Raw genomic sequence first — 18,326 nt, 5'->3', positions numbered from 1 at the left:
ATTAAAAAAACATAAATTTGAGTGATTTTCTTTCGATTAATCACATAATTATTTATTTATTTTTCCTCAATCGTTCTTTAGGAATAATTATTTTAAATAGAAAAGTATAAATTTAGAAATGCTTAAAAAGAATTAAATAACACCATTAAGTCTTAAAAACATGAATTACACTTATATTATCATAGACGATGACCCCGAAAGCGTTTTAAAAACAAAGGCAATCGCCAGTGAATTTTCTGAATTAAATTTTCTTGCTTCTGCTGACAATTATGCAGATGGAGTAGATTTAATTCTGAAACATATGCCAAGACTTATCTTTTTGGAAATAGATCCCATTGACAAAAACAGCAATCTCACCTTACAGTTAATCAATGGATTAATGATGTATTTAAAGGAATTACCCAAAATTGTCATTACTACTAAGAAAAAAGATTTTGCTTTTGATTGCATTAAATACGAAGTTATTGACTATTTATTAAAACCACTATTGGTTATCGATTTTGTGAAATTGATTCATAAGTTGAATAAAATAAACACTGAAGACGAAGTACTACTCGTTCAAAATACAAGCATAAAAGAAAAACAAAATTTAGCCGATATTGGATTAAAAAACAGCAAAAAATCATTCATTTTATGCGTCAAATCCTATGGCGATCACAGATACATTGATTCTGATGAGATTTGTTATTTCCAAGCTGACAACAATTCTACTGATATCCATCTGAAAAATGGAGAAATGATAACGGCATTCAAAACATTAAAACATTTTGAAACTGTTTTATCCAATCCTTTTGTACGAATACACAACAGCTACATTGTGAATCGAAATTATATCTCTAGAATCCATACGGGAAACTCTTTATGTTACATCAAGAAAACCACGATAAAACTACCGTTTTCAAAGTCTTACAAAACCAATATTGACTTTATAATTTCTGAATTTGCGAATGAAAATTATATAGAAACCTAAAAAAATGTCGTTTGCTCTGAATTGCTATCCATTCACTATCAAACGAATACCATTTACCATAAACCCCTTTTTTTGAATTGATTATCGCAGCTTACTGTGTAGTTTTACAAAAGAATTCCAACACAAACGGAATCAAAAACGTAAAAAATAACAACAACATAAAGCCCAGAAATCATGAAAAAAGCTATTTTAACAATCGGATTATTTACATTAGTATTGGCAACAACTTCATTTGCCTCTCCAAAAATTTCAACTTCTAAAATTGCTGATAATGCAGTAATCACATCTATTGATGGGAATGGTGGACAAGATTCTGGAAGAACTAGAAAGTTAGACTACAATGGTAATTTTTCTAATTCTACGATGAATCAATTATCCGATATTGATGGAAATGGCGGACAAGATTCTGGAGGAGGAAAAAAAATAGACTAACAATTAAATCAAAAATAAGATAAAGGCTGTCATTTACTTGATAGCCTTTTTTTATATGAAAAGTTTTAGTATTTTTGATTCAACTCAAATCCTGATATTGAAAAAATATTATTACATACTAATTCTTTTTTTGGTTGTTGTTTTTGGCTGTACCAAAAATAAAATAGCCTCAAAAAATAATAACACCTCAGAAGACAGTCTTTCTTCCTATCTAACTCTTGCTAATGACGACCATTTGCCCATTACTTACAAAAAAAAATACAATCAAAAGGCATTTGCTATTATAATGAACCAAAAAGACGATTCCATTAATAAAGTCAACCTCTTTAAAGTGGCCAATCGATATTATAATATGAACGATTGGAATGGTTATCTTGAAACCTCTAGACTCATTTTAGAACGTTCCAAAAAAAGTCGTGACACAGTAAATATGGCTAAAGCCTACACATATCTAGGTGATTACTATAGTGCACAATCCATATCTGACAGCGCTTATTTGTACTACTTTAAAGCAGAAAAGTTATACCTTAATCTCAACAGCAATTACAATCTAGCTAAAACCATTTTTAGTAAAGCAAATTTACAGTTCAACGAGAGAGATTATTTTAACAGTGAAATAGCGGTTTTCAAAGCATTGAAAACTCTTAAAGGAGAAAATTCGAATGATTTACTTTATGAGTCCTATAATCTTTTGGGTATTTTATACAATGAAAGGGAAGAATTTGACAGAGCTTTAGAATACCATAATAAAGCGTTGGCCATCATAGACAACCAATCTTTACCATCGGTATTGCAATCGAAAGCATCATCCTTAAACAATATGGGCTATGTGTATTTGAACTTGAAAAATTACAAACAAGCCAAAAGCAATTTCGAAGAAGGGTTGAAACAGGAGCATTTATTTGAAGACAAACCCAAATTATACGCTATGTTACTCGATAATTTAGCCTATGCTAAATTCAAACTTAAAGAGTGGGATGAGCTTCCTGATCAGTTTTATAGAGCTCTTAAAATTAGAGATAGTTTGCATCTTACCGCTGGAGTTATCATCAACAAAACCCATTTGTCTGAATATTTTGCTTCCAAAAATGACACGCTAAAGGCCGTTCAATATGCCAAACAAGCACTTAGGCTCTCCCGTAGTACCAATCGATTGAGAAGCATCCTCGAATCTCTCAAACAAATGGGAGCTGTAGACCCCAAAAATGCTTCTAAATATTCTAAAGAATACATCCTTATTAATGATCTTTTGCAAAAAGCAGAACGCAAAATGGGTGAAAAATTCTCCAGAATAGAATATGAAACCGACGAAATAAAAGTCGAAAACACCAATCTGGAAGGTCAAAATAAGAAACTTTTATTAATTTTCGGATCTTTTATAATATTGGCTATATTATTGTATACCATTAAATTACAAAAGGTCAGACAACGCGAATTAATATTTAAACAACAACAGCAACAAGCGAATGCTGAGATATATAATTTATTAATCAATCAACAAAACACTATAGAAATCAATAGTATTAAAGAAAGAAAAAGAGTGGCACGGGAATTACATGATGGCGTTTTGGGCAGAATGTTTGGTGTACGAATAAATTTAGATAGTTTAAACAAAATAAAAGACGATTCTGGTATCGAAAGACGATTAAATTACCTTTCTGAACTCAAAAACATAGAACAAGATATTCGTGAAATTTCACACAACTTGAATAGAGAAAAATCAGAATTAATTAATAACTTCGTGGCTATAGTCACGAATTTATTCGAAGAACAAAAAAAAACATATACTACTAAGTTTCTTGCACACATCGATCCTACTATAAAATGGGACATAATTGACAATACTGTAAAAATTAATTTATACCGAATTCTTCAAGAATCACTTCAAAATTGTAATAAATATGCAAAAGCAACAAAGATTAAGGTTGAATTCAAAAGACAAAATGACAATTTAGCTTTAAAAATAAGTGATGATGGTATAGGATTTAACATCAACCGAGCTAAAAAAGGTATCGGTCTGCAAAACATAAAAACAAGAACTATAGAATGTGAAGGAACTCTTGAAATAAAATCAAAAAAGGAAGAAGGAACTTCAATAACGATAGTGATTCCAATTCAAAAAACACATAAAACAGTATAAAAATGGTAGTGGATTCAAAAGTGGAAAAATTAATTAAAAAGAATATTTTAATCGTAGACGATCATCCTTTTATAATTGATGGGTATAAAAATGCCATTACACGATACAAACCCAATCTTTACGAATACTCTTTTACTCAAGGCAAAGATTGTGAAACTGGATATAATATTATTTCAAATCCGGAAACACCTCCATTTGATGTTGCTTTTTTGGACATAAGCATGCCTGTTTATGAAGAAAAAGGAATTCTTTCTGGTGAAGATTTAGCTAAATTAATTATCGAATTAATGCCCAATTGCAAAATTATTTTGCTTACCATGTACACTGAATTACTCAAAATTAAAAACATAATAGACTCTATAAATCCAGCCGGCCTAGTGATAAAAAACGACTTAACATTTGATGAGTTACTTTTTGGCTTTGACATTGTATTAAAAGATGAAATCTATTATAGTCATTCTGTAATTAAAATGGCCGATCAAATTAATAATGATTTTGAAGGTATCGACCAATTTGACAAATTAATCTTATTCCATATTTCAAAAGGAACCAAAACAAAAGATATTCCACAATACATTCCAATTTCAATACTTGCTATAGAAAGCAGAAAAGTAGCTTTAAAAGAATTATTTAAAATAGAAACAGGAAATGATATTGATTTAATTCGGGAAGCAAAAGTTAGAGGTATTATCTTTTAACACCTGAAAGCGACAAAAAATAACACTATATTTAAGATTTTTTTTTTGAATGTTTTACTATCTAATTCTATAAAACTTCATAACTATTGATACAATCAACACTAAAGTGGTGAAATTTAAGCAGCCTTCCATAAAATAAAAAATAATTATTTCTTATTTATTAATAACTTTTTAATTTTAAACTCCTTAACCATTAATACTCCTAAAAATCAAAAAGCCACCCAAAAAGGTGACTCTTGATATACTTTAATAATTAATTGTTTACTTTTTTATCACCTTGATAATTTTCGCAGTATTGTTTGATTTTATTTCGGCAAAATAGATGCCTTCTGGAAGATTTGACATATCAATTCTATCAGAGGTTGCATTTATGTTTTTAAAAATCACTTGCTGTCCAAGTCCAGTAAATACTTTTACACTTGTTAATTCTTGATTATAAAATAAATTCAAATTATCATGTACTGGATTTGGATAGTAGGAGAACAGTTTAGAATCAAAATCATCAACACCCAATGTAAAAGAAATTGTAACAGGCAAATTAGCCTCGCTGCTGCAATTATTTAAAGTTTGGGTAGCATAGTACGTTTTTGAATTCTGCAATACAGTTCCATCCACCAAAGGGCTTATCCCTGCAATTGCATCATTATCTGTAGCATACCATTTAATTTCAGTTCCATCGACTATAATATCTGACAAAACTGCACCGCTGCTTAAAGTTTGTATTGCTAATCCGGTTGGAGCAGGCGTTACATTAATGGTAACCATTACCGCTAAACGTATTGTCCCTTCGCAAGAATTTAAAGTTTGACTTGCATAGTACCAAGTATTATTTACCAAATCAGTAGTACTATCCAAAGGAGCACCTCCAGTAGTATCTGAATACCAATTTATTGAAGTACCAGTAGCCAGTAGATTTGATGTTTTTGCAGCATTACAGAATGTTTGTGTAGCAGTTCCTGTTGGTTCAGGAGTCGTACTAATACTTACCGTTATTTTTGAGGCAGGTCCTGACCCGCAAGGTCCAGTTCCGTTTACAGCTATAACACTATATTCTCCGGTTTGATATTGTGCCAAATTATCAATAGCAATACTTTGTGTAGTAGCCGTAAAACCATTTGGTCCTGTCCATAAATAAGAGGCAGCACCTGTTACAGTACCAGCAGTAAGATTAAGTCCTTGTCCAGAACAAACTACAGCGTTACCAGTTATTACTGGTGCTGTTAATAGAACAGAACAAATAGTAAAGGTTCTTTTTTCAGCCAAGCTCCATGCATTACCATTGTCTTTTACCCTAATAAAAACATTGTGATCACCTGAGCTAAGAGTGCTAGTGGCAATATCTGAAAGCGCAACTGTGATTGATTCAGCAGGCGTACCAATGTTAATTACAGTTCCATTTCCTAAACCAGGATCCGTATTAAAGTAGTATTCTCCAGCAACAATAGGTTCAATTGCAGTACTAACTGCAGTTGGCTGCATATACACAACTCTACCTTCATACATACTCCATTTTCCTTTTGAATCTTTGGTTCTAAAAAACAAATTATGAAACCCTTCTGACAATCCTGTAGTGGAAACCTGAGTAGTTATACTAAGAGGATTACCCTGAGTAAATGAAGCTAATGCAGTTCCATTTCCAATACCTGGTTCAGTATCAAAAAAGTATTCTGCAGCTACAATTGGAGAACTGCTTAGTACCAAAGCTTCTGGCTGAACGTAAAAAACCCTACCTTCATACATTCCCCAATTACCATCAATGTCTTTAGATCTGATAAACAAATTGTGAAATCCTTCGGTAAGCGTTGGCAATGCAATTTGAAAATTCTCAGTTACAGTAAGTCCACCTGCAGTGCTTAAGGGGGTTCCTTGACCAACTCCGGGATCGGTGTCTATAAAGTATTCAATAGCTGCAATTGGTTTCACATCAAGCTTAACAATGTTCTTTTTGCAATCTGTTTGATTAATTTCGATATCAATTCCGTTATCATTTCCAATTAAAGTAGGATTACTGCTTACTACACGAATACGATAACCCGTCCCTACAGGTGTAGCCAAAGGTATAACTGCATAGATACTTGTGTTTAATGGCGAATTTAGCGTTCCTATGTTAACTGGACTGCTAAATGACCCTGCGGCATCTGACAATTGAGCCGTAAAAACGTTAGCGTCATCATACTTTCCTGTTATGGCAAAATCTACTGTAACTACAGCACCTCCGCAAAAGTTTTCTCCTTTTACAAGAGCTGTTCCTAAAGTAGTATCTGCCGTTATACCTATTTTTGCTAAAAATGGATTTCTTGTTGTACCATTTAAAGATGTAATACCAAAAATTGTACTGGTAGTATAATACCCATTAATGTAACAATTCCCATCAGCATCAACACCTATTTTGCTGCCCGCATCCTGTCCGCTTTCTCCTGCTTGCTGTAACCAGGCAATATTACCTGTACTATCATATTTGGCTACAAAAATATCACTGATACCACTGCTGGTATTACTAATGTTTAGAGCAGAAAAATCAGTGTTATGTTGAAACCTCCCAGTAACAAAACAATTCCCGTTTGCATCTAATGCAATTCCGTCACCAAAATCAGCATCTAAACCGATTCCGTTTTGAGTCCAAACTACAACACCAGCGGCATTGTATTTTGTGGTAAAAATATCGTAGAATGTCACAGCCGAACTTGAATAAGAGGCACCTGTAACGTAGCTGTTCCCAACAGCATCAGTTACTATGTCATTTCCCATGGAATAATCAGTAGCTCCTTTTTTGTGCCACACTGTATTTCCTGAAGGATCACATTTTCTTATAAAAAAATTTGTATTATAACCATAATCCCTATAAGAACCTGTAAGATATGAATTTCCGTAATTATCAACGGATATACCATTAACTACATTTTCTAAATTCATCACGTTATAATAACCACCGTCCACTTTTGCCCATTGAGCTACCCCCGCTGAATCGTATTTAGCATAAAAAATTTGAACGTAGCCAAAACTTCCTCTATAGGAATATCCTCCTACATAAGAATTTCCAGTAGAATCAATTGCAATACTATTTCCTTGCTCCCCATTTACAGTGCCATATTTTTGAGCCCATACAACATTCCCGTCAACATCATATTTTACAATGAAAATATCTGATTGTCCTGAATTGGATAAAGTTGTTACTCCAAAAGTAACAGAACCTATATAAGATCCAGTAATATAATAATTTCCAGAAGCATCTGCAGTAATATCAGTAGGTATTTCAACACCTGTACCACTACTTCCAGTACGATCCCAAACCAAAGTCCCTGTTGTATCGTATTTCTTGATGTTTACATGTGAACTTATTTGGTTTACAATATAACTGTTTCCTGCAGCATCGGTAAAAATTGAACCATCATCTGTAGTAGTTACAGCACTTATCCCATCTATGTTTGTTGCCCAAGACCAATCAGGTGTTGTCAATTGACTATTGCCATTTACTGTAATAGCGCTTCCATTATCGGTACCTAATACCGCTGGTGCTGCACATATCACTCTGATACGGTATTCAGCTGCAGGAATAGTTAACGAAGGAATAACGCAGTTTATAGGACTAGTTGTGCCTACACCAATGTATTTAGGATAAAAAAAAGAACCTGAAGGATCAGATAATTCTACTGTAAATGTAGCACCCACAGGGAAAGTTCCTTTAGTAGAAAAAGGAACACTTATAGAACCTCCTGCGTTGTAATTATGAGAAGCTAACGGAAGAGTCATAATCATTTCTGTCCCTTCTATAAGATCACCAATTTTAGCAATAAAAGGCTGTCTAGCAACACCATTTAATAAAGTAGTCCCAAAAGTAGTGCTAGTCGTATAATAACCGTTAACATAAGCATTTCCAGCCCCATCAACGCCAATTTTACTGGCAGCATCCTCTCCGCTTTCACCTGCTTGTTGCACCCAGACTACATCGCCTAATTTATCATATTTGGCTACAAAAACGTCACTGATACCGCTGTTAAGGTTACTAATAGCTATAGAACCAAAAGCAGCACTTTGCTGAAACCTCCCTGAAACATAGCAGTTCCCATCCATATCAATAGCAATGCCATCACCATAGTCATTGTCTACACCTCCTGCAGTTTTTGACCATAGAATTTGACCTGAGGCATCATATTTAGTTGTGAAAATATCGTATATTCCTGATGAATAATAAGCTCCTGTTACATAACTGTTTCCAACTGCATCAGTGATAATGTCATTACCAATAGAATAATCAGTAGCTCCTTTTTTGTGCCACACTGTATTTCCTGAAGGATCACATTTTCTTATAAAAAAGCTTCTGTTGTAATTATAATCTCGATTAGAACCTGTAAGATATGAATTTCCATAATTATCAACGGATATACCATTAACTACATTTTCTAAATTCATCACGTTATAATAACCACCGTCCACTTTTGTCCATTGAGCTACACCAGCTGAATCGTATTTAGCATAAAAAATTTGAACATAGCCAAAACTTCCTCTATAGGAATATCCTCCTATATAAGAATTCCCAGTAGCATCAATTGCAATACTATTTCCTTGCTCTCCGTTTACAGTGCCATATTTTTGAGCCCATACAACATTCCCGTCAACATCATATTTTACAATAAAAATATCTGATTGTCCTGAATTGGATAAGGTTGTTACTCCAAAAGTAGCAGAACCTGTATAAGAACCAGTAATATAATAATTACCTGCTTCGTCTGCAATAATGTCAGTTGGGTTTTCAACTCCGACACCACTGCTTCCAACACGATCCCAAACCAAAGTTCCAGTTGCATCGTATTTTTTGATGTTTACGTGCGAACTTATTTGGCTTACAACATAACTGTTTCCAGCTGTGTCCGTAAAAATTGAGCCATCATCTGCAGTAGCTACAGCGCTTGCCCCAGTTATGTTTGTTGCCCAAGCCCAGTTCGGAGTAGGCACTGTTTGGGCATTAATTTGTGATCCATACAATGTAGAGAGTATCACAAATAATATAAATATTATTTTTTTCATCGTGAATCGGGTTTTAGATTAGAATTTTTAAATTCAGAAATGATTTGAAAATCTTTCTTATTGTTGGCCTTTAGCCATAAATTCTATATTTAAAGTCCCGTTTTGAGGTAGTACAGAATTTTGAATATCCATACTAGTTATTTGAGGTATATTTGTGGCTCCTGTTGTGTTGGGAGATGGATAACTACCACCATAGATACCAATATCTGTTCCGTCAGTTCCATATTTAAAACCTAATGAAGTGGCTAATAAAGTCCAGTCGTGTTTTGTAGCATCTTCAAGTGTAATATTCAATGGTATTGTTGTTGTAAATTGTGCGTCAACAGTGTTTACGTTTCCTACCCCCGTATTGTTTGTTGGAGGAAAAGTTTTGTAGTTTGCTGGGTCAGCATAAATCATTATATTTTTATTCCAAGTATTTTGAGAATTATAAGCATCATAACTAGAAGAAGGCTCTATCATAATGTTATTAGTAACTGTGGCATATTTTACGGTATACAAGAAATTTCCACTTAAGAAAATATTATTGGTAACTATTACGCTTGGCTTGTCTGAATAATATATACCTGACGATGAAATTACATTATTGCTTATGATTGTGTTTTTAAAATTGTTGACAGCAAAATAATTAGCAAAATTATTCCGACATATCCAACCAGACCCCAAAATAGATACATTAGAAGAAATAAAATTTCTTTCTAAAGTAATATTATTGACAGCTAAAGATCCGCCAGACCCAGAAACTCCAATAAAATTTATTCCTTTTATGGTGCTCCCAGTTGGTAAAGTAGTCGAATTTCCTTGGCTTAAATAAATATAATTTAATAGTGTTGAAAAATTAAACTGCGTACCTTTAACATGATGTCCAGCGCCAATAAGTACAAGACGTTTGTTTAGTGTAACATCGCCGTAACTGGTTTGAGAACCATGAATGTAAATAGTATCCCCAACTGCTGAGGCATCAACAGCTGTCTGTACAGAAGTATATTGTCCTGCACCAACTGATCCATTGTTTACGGTTCTAATGGTTGCAGTCGCAGTAAATGCTGTAACTGCAAGTACAAATAAAAAGTAGATTTTTTTCATTTTTGGAAATTTTAATTTTGCCTACTCTTTATTAGGATTTTCAGCTTGCTCCTTATTTTATTTAATTATTGAAGGGTTATTTTCTAACTTATTTTATAATTTGTGTTTTTGAAAATCTCTAATGATAAATCATCTCTTCAAATTGACATGTGCTATACATTATTATTTATATACCGAATTAGACACGAAAACAAAGATTATGCAATAATTAAAAATCTTATTTCATAAAATATAATATAAAACACTCGTTATTAACTCAATGCTAAATGAGAACTCAAACTTAAATTAAACAGGAGTACAATTCAATACCCATTAATGGGTATTTTTCAGAAGTAATAAATAGTACTTAATGACTTTATTGCAAAAAATTAGTCTTAGTTCACAGTAAATACAAAACAAAAAAAGCCGCCTCAAGTATGAGACGGCTTTGTGTGTGTGTAGTTATGAGTTTTATTCGCTTATAGCATCCCAACCCCTTGCTTTTAAAGGGATTTTAGTATTAGCTCTGGTTATAAGATGAATCCCTTCGCTTTCTTGAGTCATGTGCCCAATGATGCTGAAATTTGGATTTCCTTTAATTTTTTCAAAATCATCCATAGCAATGGTAAAAAGTAATTCATAATCCTCTCCTCCATTAATCGCTACTGTTGTACTATCAATATTAAATTCTTCGCAAACATTGATAAATTGAGGGTCAATTGGCAATTTATCCTCATACAAATTGCAACCAACCCCTGATTGTTTGCACAGATGCATAATCTCTGAAGACAATCCATCAGAAATATCAATCATAGCAGTTGGTTTTATTTCTAAAGCATGCAATAAAGTACGCACATCTTTACGGGCTTCTGGTTTTAATTGGCGCTCAATCAAATAGGTATATGCATCCAAATCAGGTTGTGAATTAGGATTGACTTGAAAAACTTGTTTCTCACGTTCCAATACCTGCAATCCCATATAAGCGGCTCCAATATCTCCCGTTACTATTAATAAATCGGTTTTTTTTGCACCATTTCGATACACAATTTCATCCTCCTCTGCTTCACCAAGAGCAGTAATACTAATTATTAATCCTTTTTGAGAAGAGGTTGTATCTCCCCCGATTACATCGACTTTGTATTCTTGGGCTGCGTGTGCAATTCCTTCATATAATTCTTCTAATGCTTCCAATGGAAAGCGATTAGACACCGCTATAGAAACAGTAATTTGTGTTGGTCTGGCATTCATCGCGCAGATATCAGATACATTAACTACAACAGCTTTGTATCCTAAATGTTTTAAAGGCATATAAGCCAAATCAAAATGGACTCCTTCGATCAATAAATCGGTTGAAACAATCACTTTTTTCTCTTTGAAATCCAATACAGCTGCGTCATCTCCAATTCCTTTTAGTGTAGAAGGCTGGGTAATTTCGAAGTTCTTCGTTAAATGGTCTATTAATCCAAATTCACCTAATTGTGCTATGCTGGTACGTTGCGGAGTTTTATCTTCAATCATTTTGTTTATTTATTGCTTTTTGGTTTTTACCAAGGCTGCAAAGGTACGAAGTTGATTTGCTTTATAAATTTAAAATTGATATGATTTTACGAAGCCTTTTTCATCTGATTCCCATATTTTTTTTGCATCTTTAATCTCTTAAAAAACAAAAAATGAACACATACGACATTGTTACTCTCACTGTAAATCCCGCATTAGACAAAAGCACCCATTTTAAAGGATTGGTTGCCGAACAGAAAATTCGTTGTTCGGAACCTCGTTTTGATGCTGGAGGTGGCGGAATCAATGTTTCCAAAGCTATTTCTCGTTTGGGAGGATTATCTTTAGCAGTGTTCACTTCTGGAGGACCGTTGGGCAAAATGTTGGAAGAATTGGTTGCCAAAGAAGCCATTACCTTTCAAGCTATTCCTATTCAAACCTGGACTAGAGAAAGTTTTGTAGCAGTAGATGACAATACCAATTCCCAATATCGTTTTGGTTTTACCGGAGGAGAAATCACCGATGAAGAAGAACAAACTGTACTGAATACCATAGCCAACTTAAAGCCTAAATTCATGGTTGCCAGTGGTAGTCTTAACGAAGGTTTGTCTTCTGATTTTTATAAAAAAGTTGCCGAAATCGCTAAAAAATCCAATTCAAAATTGATAGTAGATACCTCAGGAGAAGCCTTGAATAAAGTTTTAGAAACGGGAGCTTATCTTATCAAACCAAACGTTGGGGAACTCGCCAAATTAATAGGCGTTGAACGATTAGAAATGGAAGAAGTCAATGAAGCGGCCAAACAAATCATAGCCAAGGGCGGTGCTGAAATTGTAGTGGTTTCACTCGGGCCTCAAGGAGCTGTTCTCGTAACCAAAGACAATTATGAATTTGCTCCGGCTCCCAATGTCGCCAAGAAAAGTACCGTTGGTGCCGGTGACAGTATGGTTGGTGGAATGGTTTGGGCGCTTTCGCAAAATAAAAGCTTAAAAGAAGTAATCCGTTGGGGTGTTGCCTGTGGGTCTGCAGCCACGATGAACGAAGGGACGCAATTGTTCAAAGGTTCAGATGCACAACGCTTGTTTGATTGGTTGAAGGATAAATAAAAAAGGAAGCCCCCTAGCCCCCGAAGGGGGAACAAATACAGCCTGATGATTTTAGTCGTAAGGTTTTTTTCTTTATTAATAATTCAATAAAAAAAACCTGACAATTTTTACATCATCAGGTTTTCTATATTTTTATTCCAATTCCCGCTTCGGGGGCTAGGAGGCTTTAATCATTCAATTTTAATACCGCCATAAACGCTTCTTGCGGAATTTCAACATTTCCTACTTGGCGCATACGCTTTTTACCTTTTTTCTGTTTTTCCAACAATTTACGTTTACGGGAAATATCCCCACCGTAACATTTGGCAGTAACGTCTTTTCGTAAGGCCTTAATCGTTTCACGTGCAATAATTTTAGCACCAATCGCCGCTTGAATAGGAATATCAAATTGTTGTCTCGGAATCAATTCACGCAATTTCTCGGTCATTTTTTTACCAATGTTATACGCATTGTCTTCGTGAATCAACGCAGAAAGCGCATCAACTGTTTGACCATTCAATAAAACATCCAATCGAACTAATTTTGAAGTTTTCATTCCAATTGGAGAATAATCAAATGAAGCATAGCCTTTTGAAACTGTTTTCAATCTGTCGTAAAAATCAAATACAATCTCCGCCAAAGGCATATCGAAATTTAACTCTACGCGCTCTGTTGTCAAATACGTCTGATTCGTAATTTGACCCCGTTTTTCAATACACAAACTCATTACATTTCCAACAAAGTCAGCTTTAGTAATAATAGTTGCTTTAATATAAGGCTCCTCAACTCGGTCTAAGCGAGATGGTTCTGGTAAATCAGATGGATTGTTAACTATAAAAGCAGTTTCCGGATGCTTTTTGGTGTAAGCCAAATACGAAACGTTCGGAACCGTAGTGATTACCGTCATATCAAACTCACGCTCCAATCGTTCTTGAATAATCTCCATGTGCAACATTCCTAAGAATCCACATCGGAAACCAAATCCCAAAGCCGCAGAACTTTCGGGAACAAATACCAATGAAGCATCATTCAATTGCAGTTTTTCCATAGAAGAACGCAAATCCTCATAATCTTCTGTATCTACAGGATAAATCCCGGCAAATACCATTGGTTTTACATCCTCAAAACCAGTAATCATATTCGTTGTAGGCGTTTTGGCATCCGTAATCGTATCTCCTACTTTTACTTCTTTGGCTTCTTTAATTCCCGAAATCAAATACCCAACATCTCCTGTCGAAATCACATTTTTAGGAACTTGATTCAATTTCAAAGTCCCCACTTCATCGGCAAAATATTCATTGCCCGTAGCCATGAATTTTATTTTTTGTCCTTTGCGAATTTCTCCATTTTTTACACGGAAAATTACTTCGATACCACGAAACGGATTGTAATGCGAATCAAATATCAAAGCCTGAAGAGGCTCGTCTTTCACCCCTTTTGGAGGTGGAATTTTTTCAATAATCGCAGCCAATATATTTTCTACACCAAAACCAGTTTTACCCGAAGCGTGAATAATATCTTCCAACTTACATCCAAGCAAGTCAATAATATCGTCACTTACTTCCTCTGGATTGGCACTTGGTAAATCTACTTTGTTCAAAACCGGAATAATTTCCAAGTCATTTTCAAGAGCTAAATACAAGTTAGAAATCGTTTGTGCCTGAATACTTTGTGCAGCATCCACAATCAATAACGCACCTTCACAAGCCGCAATCGAACGCGAAACTTCATAAGAGAAATCCACGTGACCCGGAGTATCAATCAGGTTCAAGATATAATCTTCCCCTTTATACTTATATTCCATCTGTATGGCATGACTTTTAATCGTGATACCACGCTCACGCTCCAAGTCCATATTATCAAGCAATTGCGCCTTTTCTTCACGGGCAGTTACTGTTTGGGTTGCCCCCAATAAACGATCCGCCAATGTACTTTTTCCGTGGTCAATATGTGCAATGATGCAAAAATTTCTAATATGTTTCATGTGTAATTTTTATTTACTTTTTGGAACATCCAATGCTCCGCAAGTCATCTTCTAAATAATATCAAATTTTATGTAAACTTGTGCTTTGTAATGAGGGCGTGACCACAAGGGCCGGGCTATTCGCTACAAGTCCTCGCAAAGTTCCGCTATCGCTGCACTTTACTGTGGGCTTTTCGCTGCTATCCCTCACGCAGTAAAGCGACAATTAATCTGCAAATATAGTTTAAATTCAGGAGTTTCAAAGTGTCGAATTCGTAAACTAACACCTTTAATAAGAAGTCTTTCTTCGTTACTCTTTCTTGTATTCGTCTAAAAACCGTAATTTTGCAAAAAATTTAAGGACGATGATTAAGATTGGCAACATTATATTACCCGAATTTCCCCTACTGTTAGCGCCTATGGAAGATGTGAGTGACCCTCCATTCCGCAGATTGTGCAAAACACATGGCGCCGACTTAATGTACTCCGAATTTATTTCTTCCGAAGGCCTAATCCGCGACGCCATCAAAAGCCGAATGAAATTAGACATCTTCGATTACGAAAGACCTGTGGGAATTCAAATTTTTGGTGGAGACGAAGAGGCAATGGCACTTTCCTCAAAAATAGTTTCTACCGTAAACCCTGATCTAATAGACATCAATTTTGGTTGTCCTGTCAAGAAAGTCGTTTGCAAAGGAGCCGGTGCCGGAGTTTTAAAAGACGTAGATTTAATGATCCGTTTGACACAAGCCGTTATCGACAGCACGCATTTGCCGGTTACCGTAAAAACACGTTTAGGATGGGACGACAGCTCCATAAATATTGATGAAGTTGCCGAGCGTTTGCAAGACATTGGTGTTGCCGCTTTGAGCATCCATGCCAGAACCCGTGCCCAAATGTACAAAGGCCATTCCGACTGGTCGCACATTGCCCGTGTCAAAAATAACCCAAGAATCACAATGCCAATTTTTGGAAATGGCGATATTGATTCTCCCGAAAAAGCATTGCATTATAAAAATGAATACGGCATCGACGGAATAATGATAGGTCGCGCCGCTATTGGTTATCCTTGGATTTTTAACGAAATCAAACATTACTTCAAAACTGGAGAACATTTAGCAAAACCAACAGTTGCAGACAGAGTCGAAGCGGTTCGCAATCACCTTACTTGGGCAATGGAATGGAAAGGAGAACGTCTTGGTATTGTTGAAACTCGTCCGCATTACACTAATTATTTCAAAGGAATTCATTCGTTCAAAACATACAGACAAAAACTAGTAACCCTAGACCGTCCTGAGGAATTATTTTCGCATTTGGATGTTATTAAAGAGGCTTATGCTGATTATGAGGTGGTGTAATAATTGATTCTTCTCTTTTATTTTGTAAAATAAAAATTACTTTTGCAAAAAAATATAAGATGAAAAATTATTTAGTTTTAGGTTTATTTTTAATAAGTTTTTTAGCAAAAGCACAAGAATCAGAAAAAGTATCGGTTGAGAAAAATTTGAACAGTATACAGGCTGGATTAGTTAGTCTTAGTTTTCGAAACGAAACACGATTGGAACGAAAAATTACACTAAGAAGTGAAATTGGACTCTCAACCGGGTCTTCTACAGTGAAATATCCTGATGGCACAACGGAAGCGTCTTTTTTAATCGTACCGTATATTAATATTGAGCCACGTTGGTATTATGGTTTAGACCGTCGTAGTCGTTTGAACAAAAATACAATAAATAACGGTTCTAATTATTTCTCTCTTTTGACGACTTATGTTCCCAGTAGAATGGCTTTGGTCAATACCAAAGATTTTGAAGTCGCACCTTTCATTGCTATAATTCCTGAATATGGTATCCGAAGAACAAGTATTCGTAAGCATTTTTACTCAGAATGTTCTGCTGGAATTGGCTATAGACATAATTTTTTTGACAAATCTTATAATTACACCATTGATGAAAATGAAGTAATTATTGATGTTCAATTCAAATTCGGTTATATCTTCTAGCCTGAGTTCGATTAGTACTTCTTTTCTTTTTTGTTATGCTATGAAAAACTAAATAGCATGCCTAGCCCTGATAGAAGTGGAAATCCTTTTTGTTTTTTCTTTAAAAACAAAAAGATTATAACGAATAGCAGGACTAATAGTCTTGAATACTTCAAATGTGGTGCTCCAAATTATTCGTATGCTAGAAAAATGGACGTTTTGTAGTTTTTGCCAGGAGTATTTAAAGCGAAAAATCTTTTTTGATTATTTAACCCAACAGCTTCTTACTCACCCGGCTGCTCGCAATCAGCGAAGCAATAAAACCAAGGGTAATAATAGTTAGCATAACTATTAAAACATTTTCAAAAGTAAAAACTACGGGATAAGCCAGTGTAGGAGTTATCATTATCAACTCATACTGTTGCTGCAGTAACACAAAAACGATACCCAATAACAAACCGATAATTCCGCCAAAAACACTCAGCAGTGTCCCTTGCAGTAAAAATATATTGCGCAAATCCTTGATATCAGTCCCGAGATTAAAAAGTGTTTTTAGGTTTCCTTTTTTATCCAAAATCATCATGATAAGCGCACCGATTAAATTAAAAAGCGCCACAATAATTACAAGTGTAAATATCAAATATACCGCAATATTTTCGGTATTCAGCATTTTATACAAAGCTTCATTAAGCTGTTCCTTGTTTTTTACGGTAATTTTATTGTTGAAAATTGCCTGCAGTTTTTGGAGAACCGCAGCTTCATCAGCATCTTTCTTTAATTTGATTTCAAGATGAGAAATCTGATTGGTTTTGTATTCCAATAATTCCTGTGCCAAGCCTAAATCTGCAAACACATATTTCGAATCCAAATCTTCGCTAATCGCATAAATTCCAACTGGAAAAACATCCGTCGAATTAAATGCTTGAGCAGGGTTTTCAATAGTTCCTTTGCCAGGTTTTGGCACAAAAACCTCGAATGAATTATTATAATCCAACAAACCCATCGAGAACTTTTGAGCAATGCCATATCCTACAACTACTTGATAGGTGTCTGGTTTTAGCCATTGTCCATTGTATAATTTTTTACTAAAATCGCTAACGGCGTTAAAAGTAGCATCAACACCTTTTAAGTAAGTAACCTCTTGTTTTCCATTAAAAGTAAACAATACTCGCTCTTCAATAACCTTCGAATAGGAAGCAACGCCTTCAATTGCTGCAATCTCTTCTTCCTGTTTGGGTACAATAAAAAAAGATTTTCCAAGCGTACTGCTTACTTTAAGGTCGGGGTCAATATCATTGGTAAAAGAAAGACTGAATTCCTTCAAGCCCGTAAAAACTGAGAGCACGACAAACAATGCCATGGCTCCCACAATAATTCCCATACTAGCAATACGATTAATAATATTGATAGCATTATTTTTGCTTTTGCTAAAAATATACCGCTTGGCTATGTGTAGAGGAAAATTCAAAC

At 34.8% G+C, this 18,326-nt stretch carries 12 protein-coding genes; 7 read left to right on the top strand and 5 right to left on the bottom strand.

Annotation, left to right across the window (positions count from 1 at the left end):
- The first annotated feature begins 160 nt into the window (after positions 1-160).
- From KZH69_RS01600 to KZH69_RS01585, 4 genes are all read left to right on the top strand, one after another.
- On the top strand, positions 161-970 hold the full coding sequence (locus KZH69_RS01600) for a LytR/AlgR family response regulator transcription factor (protein ID WP_219315708.1): 810 nt from the start codon (positions 161-163) through the stop codon (positions 968-970).
- Positions 971-1,144: 174 nt separating this feature from the next.
- The gene (locus tag KZH69_RS01595; protein ID WP_219315707.1) at positions 1,145-1,402 is read left to right on the top strand and encodes a hypothetical protein; all 258 of its coding nucleotides are present in this window, start codon (positions 1,145-1,147) and stop codon (positions 1,400-1,402) included.
- Between the two features lie 55 nt (positions 1,403-1,457).
- Positions 1,458-3,542: a tetratricopeptide repeat-containing sensor histidine kinase gene (locus KZH69_RS01590; protein WP_219315706.1), complete on the top strand. Its 2,085-nt coding sequence runs from the start codon at positions 1,458-1,460 to the stop codon at positions 3,540-3,542.
- Between the two features lie 2 nt (positions 3,543-3,544).
- Positions 3,545-4,240 carry a response regulator gene (locus KZH69_RS01585; protein ID WP_219315705.1) on the top strand — a complete coding sequence of 232 codons (696 nt, stop codon included), beginning with the start codon at positions 3,545-3,547 and terminating at the stop codon, positions 4,238-4,240.
- Between the two features lie 261 nt (positions 4,241-4,501).
- Here the strand turns inward: KZH69_RS01585 and KZH69_RS01580 are convergent, their stop codons facing one another.
- The 3 genes from KZH69_RS01580 to thiL all read right to left on the bottom strand — a co-directional run bounded on the left by KZH69_RS01580 (position 4,502) and on the right by thiL (position 11,848).
- Positions 4,502-9,265: a T9SS type A sorting domain-containing protein gene (locus tag KZH69_RS01580; RefSeq protein WP_219315704.1), complete on the bottom strand. Its 4,764-nt coding sequence runs from the start codon at positions 9,263-9,265 to the stop codon at positions 4,502-4,504.
- Between the two features lie 57 nt (positions 9,266-9,322).
- A complete protein-coding gene (locus tag KZH69_RS01575) occupies positions 9,323-10,351 on the bottom strand; it encodes a right-handed parallel beta-helix repeat-containing protein (protein WP_219315703.1) in 1,029 nt (342 codons plus the stop codon).
- Between the two features lie 450 nt (positions 10,352-10,801).
- Positions 10,802-11,848, bottom strand: a complete 1,047-nt coding sequence (gene thiL / locus KZH69_RS01570) for a thiamine-phosphate kinase (protein ID WP_219315702.1) — start codon at positions 11,846-11,848, stop codon at positions 10,802-10,804.
- A 152-nt stretch (positions 11,849-12,000) separates the two neighbouring features.
- Here thiL and KZH69_RS01565 point away from each other — a divergent pair, with 152 nt between their 5' ends.
- Complete coding sequence (locus KZH69_RS01565) at positions 12,001-12,933, top strand: 1-phosphofructokinase family hexose kinase (RefSeq protein ID WP_219315701.1); 933 nt, start codon at positions 12,001-12,003, stop codon at positions 12,931-12,933.
- A gap of 166 nt (positions 12,934-13,099) precedes the next feature.
- On the opposite strand, the gene lepA is transcribed toward KZH69_RS01565, so the two are convergent.
- Complete coding sequence (gene lepA, locus KZH69_RS01560) at positions 13,100-14,896, bottom strand: translation elongation factor 4 (protein WP_219315700.1); 1,797 nt, start codon at positions 14,894-14,896, stop codon at positions 13,100-13,102.
- A gap of 344 nt (positions 14,897-15,240) precedes the next feature.
- Here lepA and dusB point away from each other — a divergent pair, with 344 nt between their 5' ends.
- Together dusB and KZH69_RS01550 are read left to right on the top strand one after the other, a co-directional pair.
- Entirely contained in the window at positions 15,241-16,233 is a 993-nt protein-coding gene (gene dusB / locus KZH69_RS01555; RefSeq protein WP_219315699.1) for a tRNA dihydrouridine synthase DusB, read from the top strand.
- 59 nt (positions 16,234-16,292) lie between these two features.
- Complete coding sequence (locus tag KZH69_RS01550; RefSeq protein WP_219315698.1) at positions 16,293-16,877, top strand: hypothetical protein; 585 nt, start codon at positions 16,293-16,295, stop codon at positions 16,875-16,877.
- A gap of 247 nt (positions 16,878-17,124) precedes the next feature.
- Here KZH69_RS01550 and KZH69_RS01545 read toward each other — a convergent pair whose 3' ends face one another.
- Positions 17,125-18,324, bottom strand: a complete 1,200-nt coding sequence (locus tag KZH69_RS01545) for an ABC transporter permease (RefSeq protein ID WP_219315697.1) — start codon at positions 18,322-18,324, stop codon at positions 17,125-17,127.
- Between the last annotated feature and the right edge of the window lie 2 nt (positions 18,325-18,326).

The organism is Flavobacterium taihuense (assembly GCF_019351435.1).
Classification (GTDB): Bacteria; Bacteroidota; Bacteroidia; order Flavobacteriales; family Flavobacteriaceae; genus Flavobacterium; species Flavobacterium taihuense.
This window is presented reverse-complemented; position numbering and strand designations above follow the sequence as displayed.

Excerpts from the sequence above, each read along its gene's own strand:
- KZH69_RS01600 (WP_219315708.1), top strand. The coding sequence starts at position 161 with ATGAATTACACTTATATTATCATAGACGATGACCCCGAAAGCGTTTTA.
- KZH69_RS01595 (WP_219315707.1), top strand. The coding sequence starts at position 1,145 with ATGAAAAAAGCTATTTTAACAATCGGATTATTTACATTAGTATTGGCA.
- KZH69_RS01590 (WP_219315706.1), top strand. The coding sequence starts at position 1,458 with ATGAAAAGTTTTAGTATTTTTGATTCAACTCAAATCCTGATATTGAAA.
- KZH69_RS01585 (WP_219315705.1), top strand. The coding sequence starts at position 3,545 with ATGGTAGTGGATTCAAAAGTGGAAAAATTAATTAAAAAGAATATTTTA.
- KZH69_RS01580 (WP_219315704.1), bottom strand. The coding sequence starts at position 9,265 with ATGAAAAAAATAATATTTATATTATTTGTGATACTCTCTACATTGTAT.
- KZH69_RS01575 (WP_219315703.1), bottom strand. The coding sequence starts at position 10,351 with ATGAAAAAAATCTACTTTTTATTTGTACTTGCAGTTACAGCATTTACT.
- thiL (WP_219315702.1), bottom strand. The coding sequence starts at position 11,848 with ATGATTGAAGATAAAACTCCGCAACGTACCAGCATAGCACAATTAGGT.
- KZH69_RS01565 (WP_219315701.1), top strand. The coding sequence starts at position 12,001 with ATGAACACATACGACATTGTTACTCTCACTGTAAATCCCGCATTAGAC.
- lepA (WP_219315700.1), bottom strand. The coding sequence starts at position 14,896 with ATGAAACATATTAGAAATTTTTGCATCATTGCACATATTGACCACGGA.
- dusB (WP_219315699.1), top strand. The coding sequence starts at position 15,241 with ATGATTAAGATTGGCAACATTATATTACCCGAATTTCCCCTACTGTTA.
- KZH69_RS01550 (WP_219315698.1), top strand. The coding sequence starts at position 16,293 with ATGAAAAATTATTTAGTTTTAGGTTTATTTTTAATAAGTTTTTTAGCA.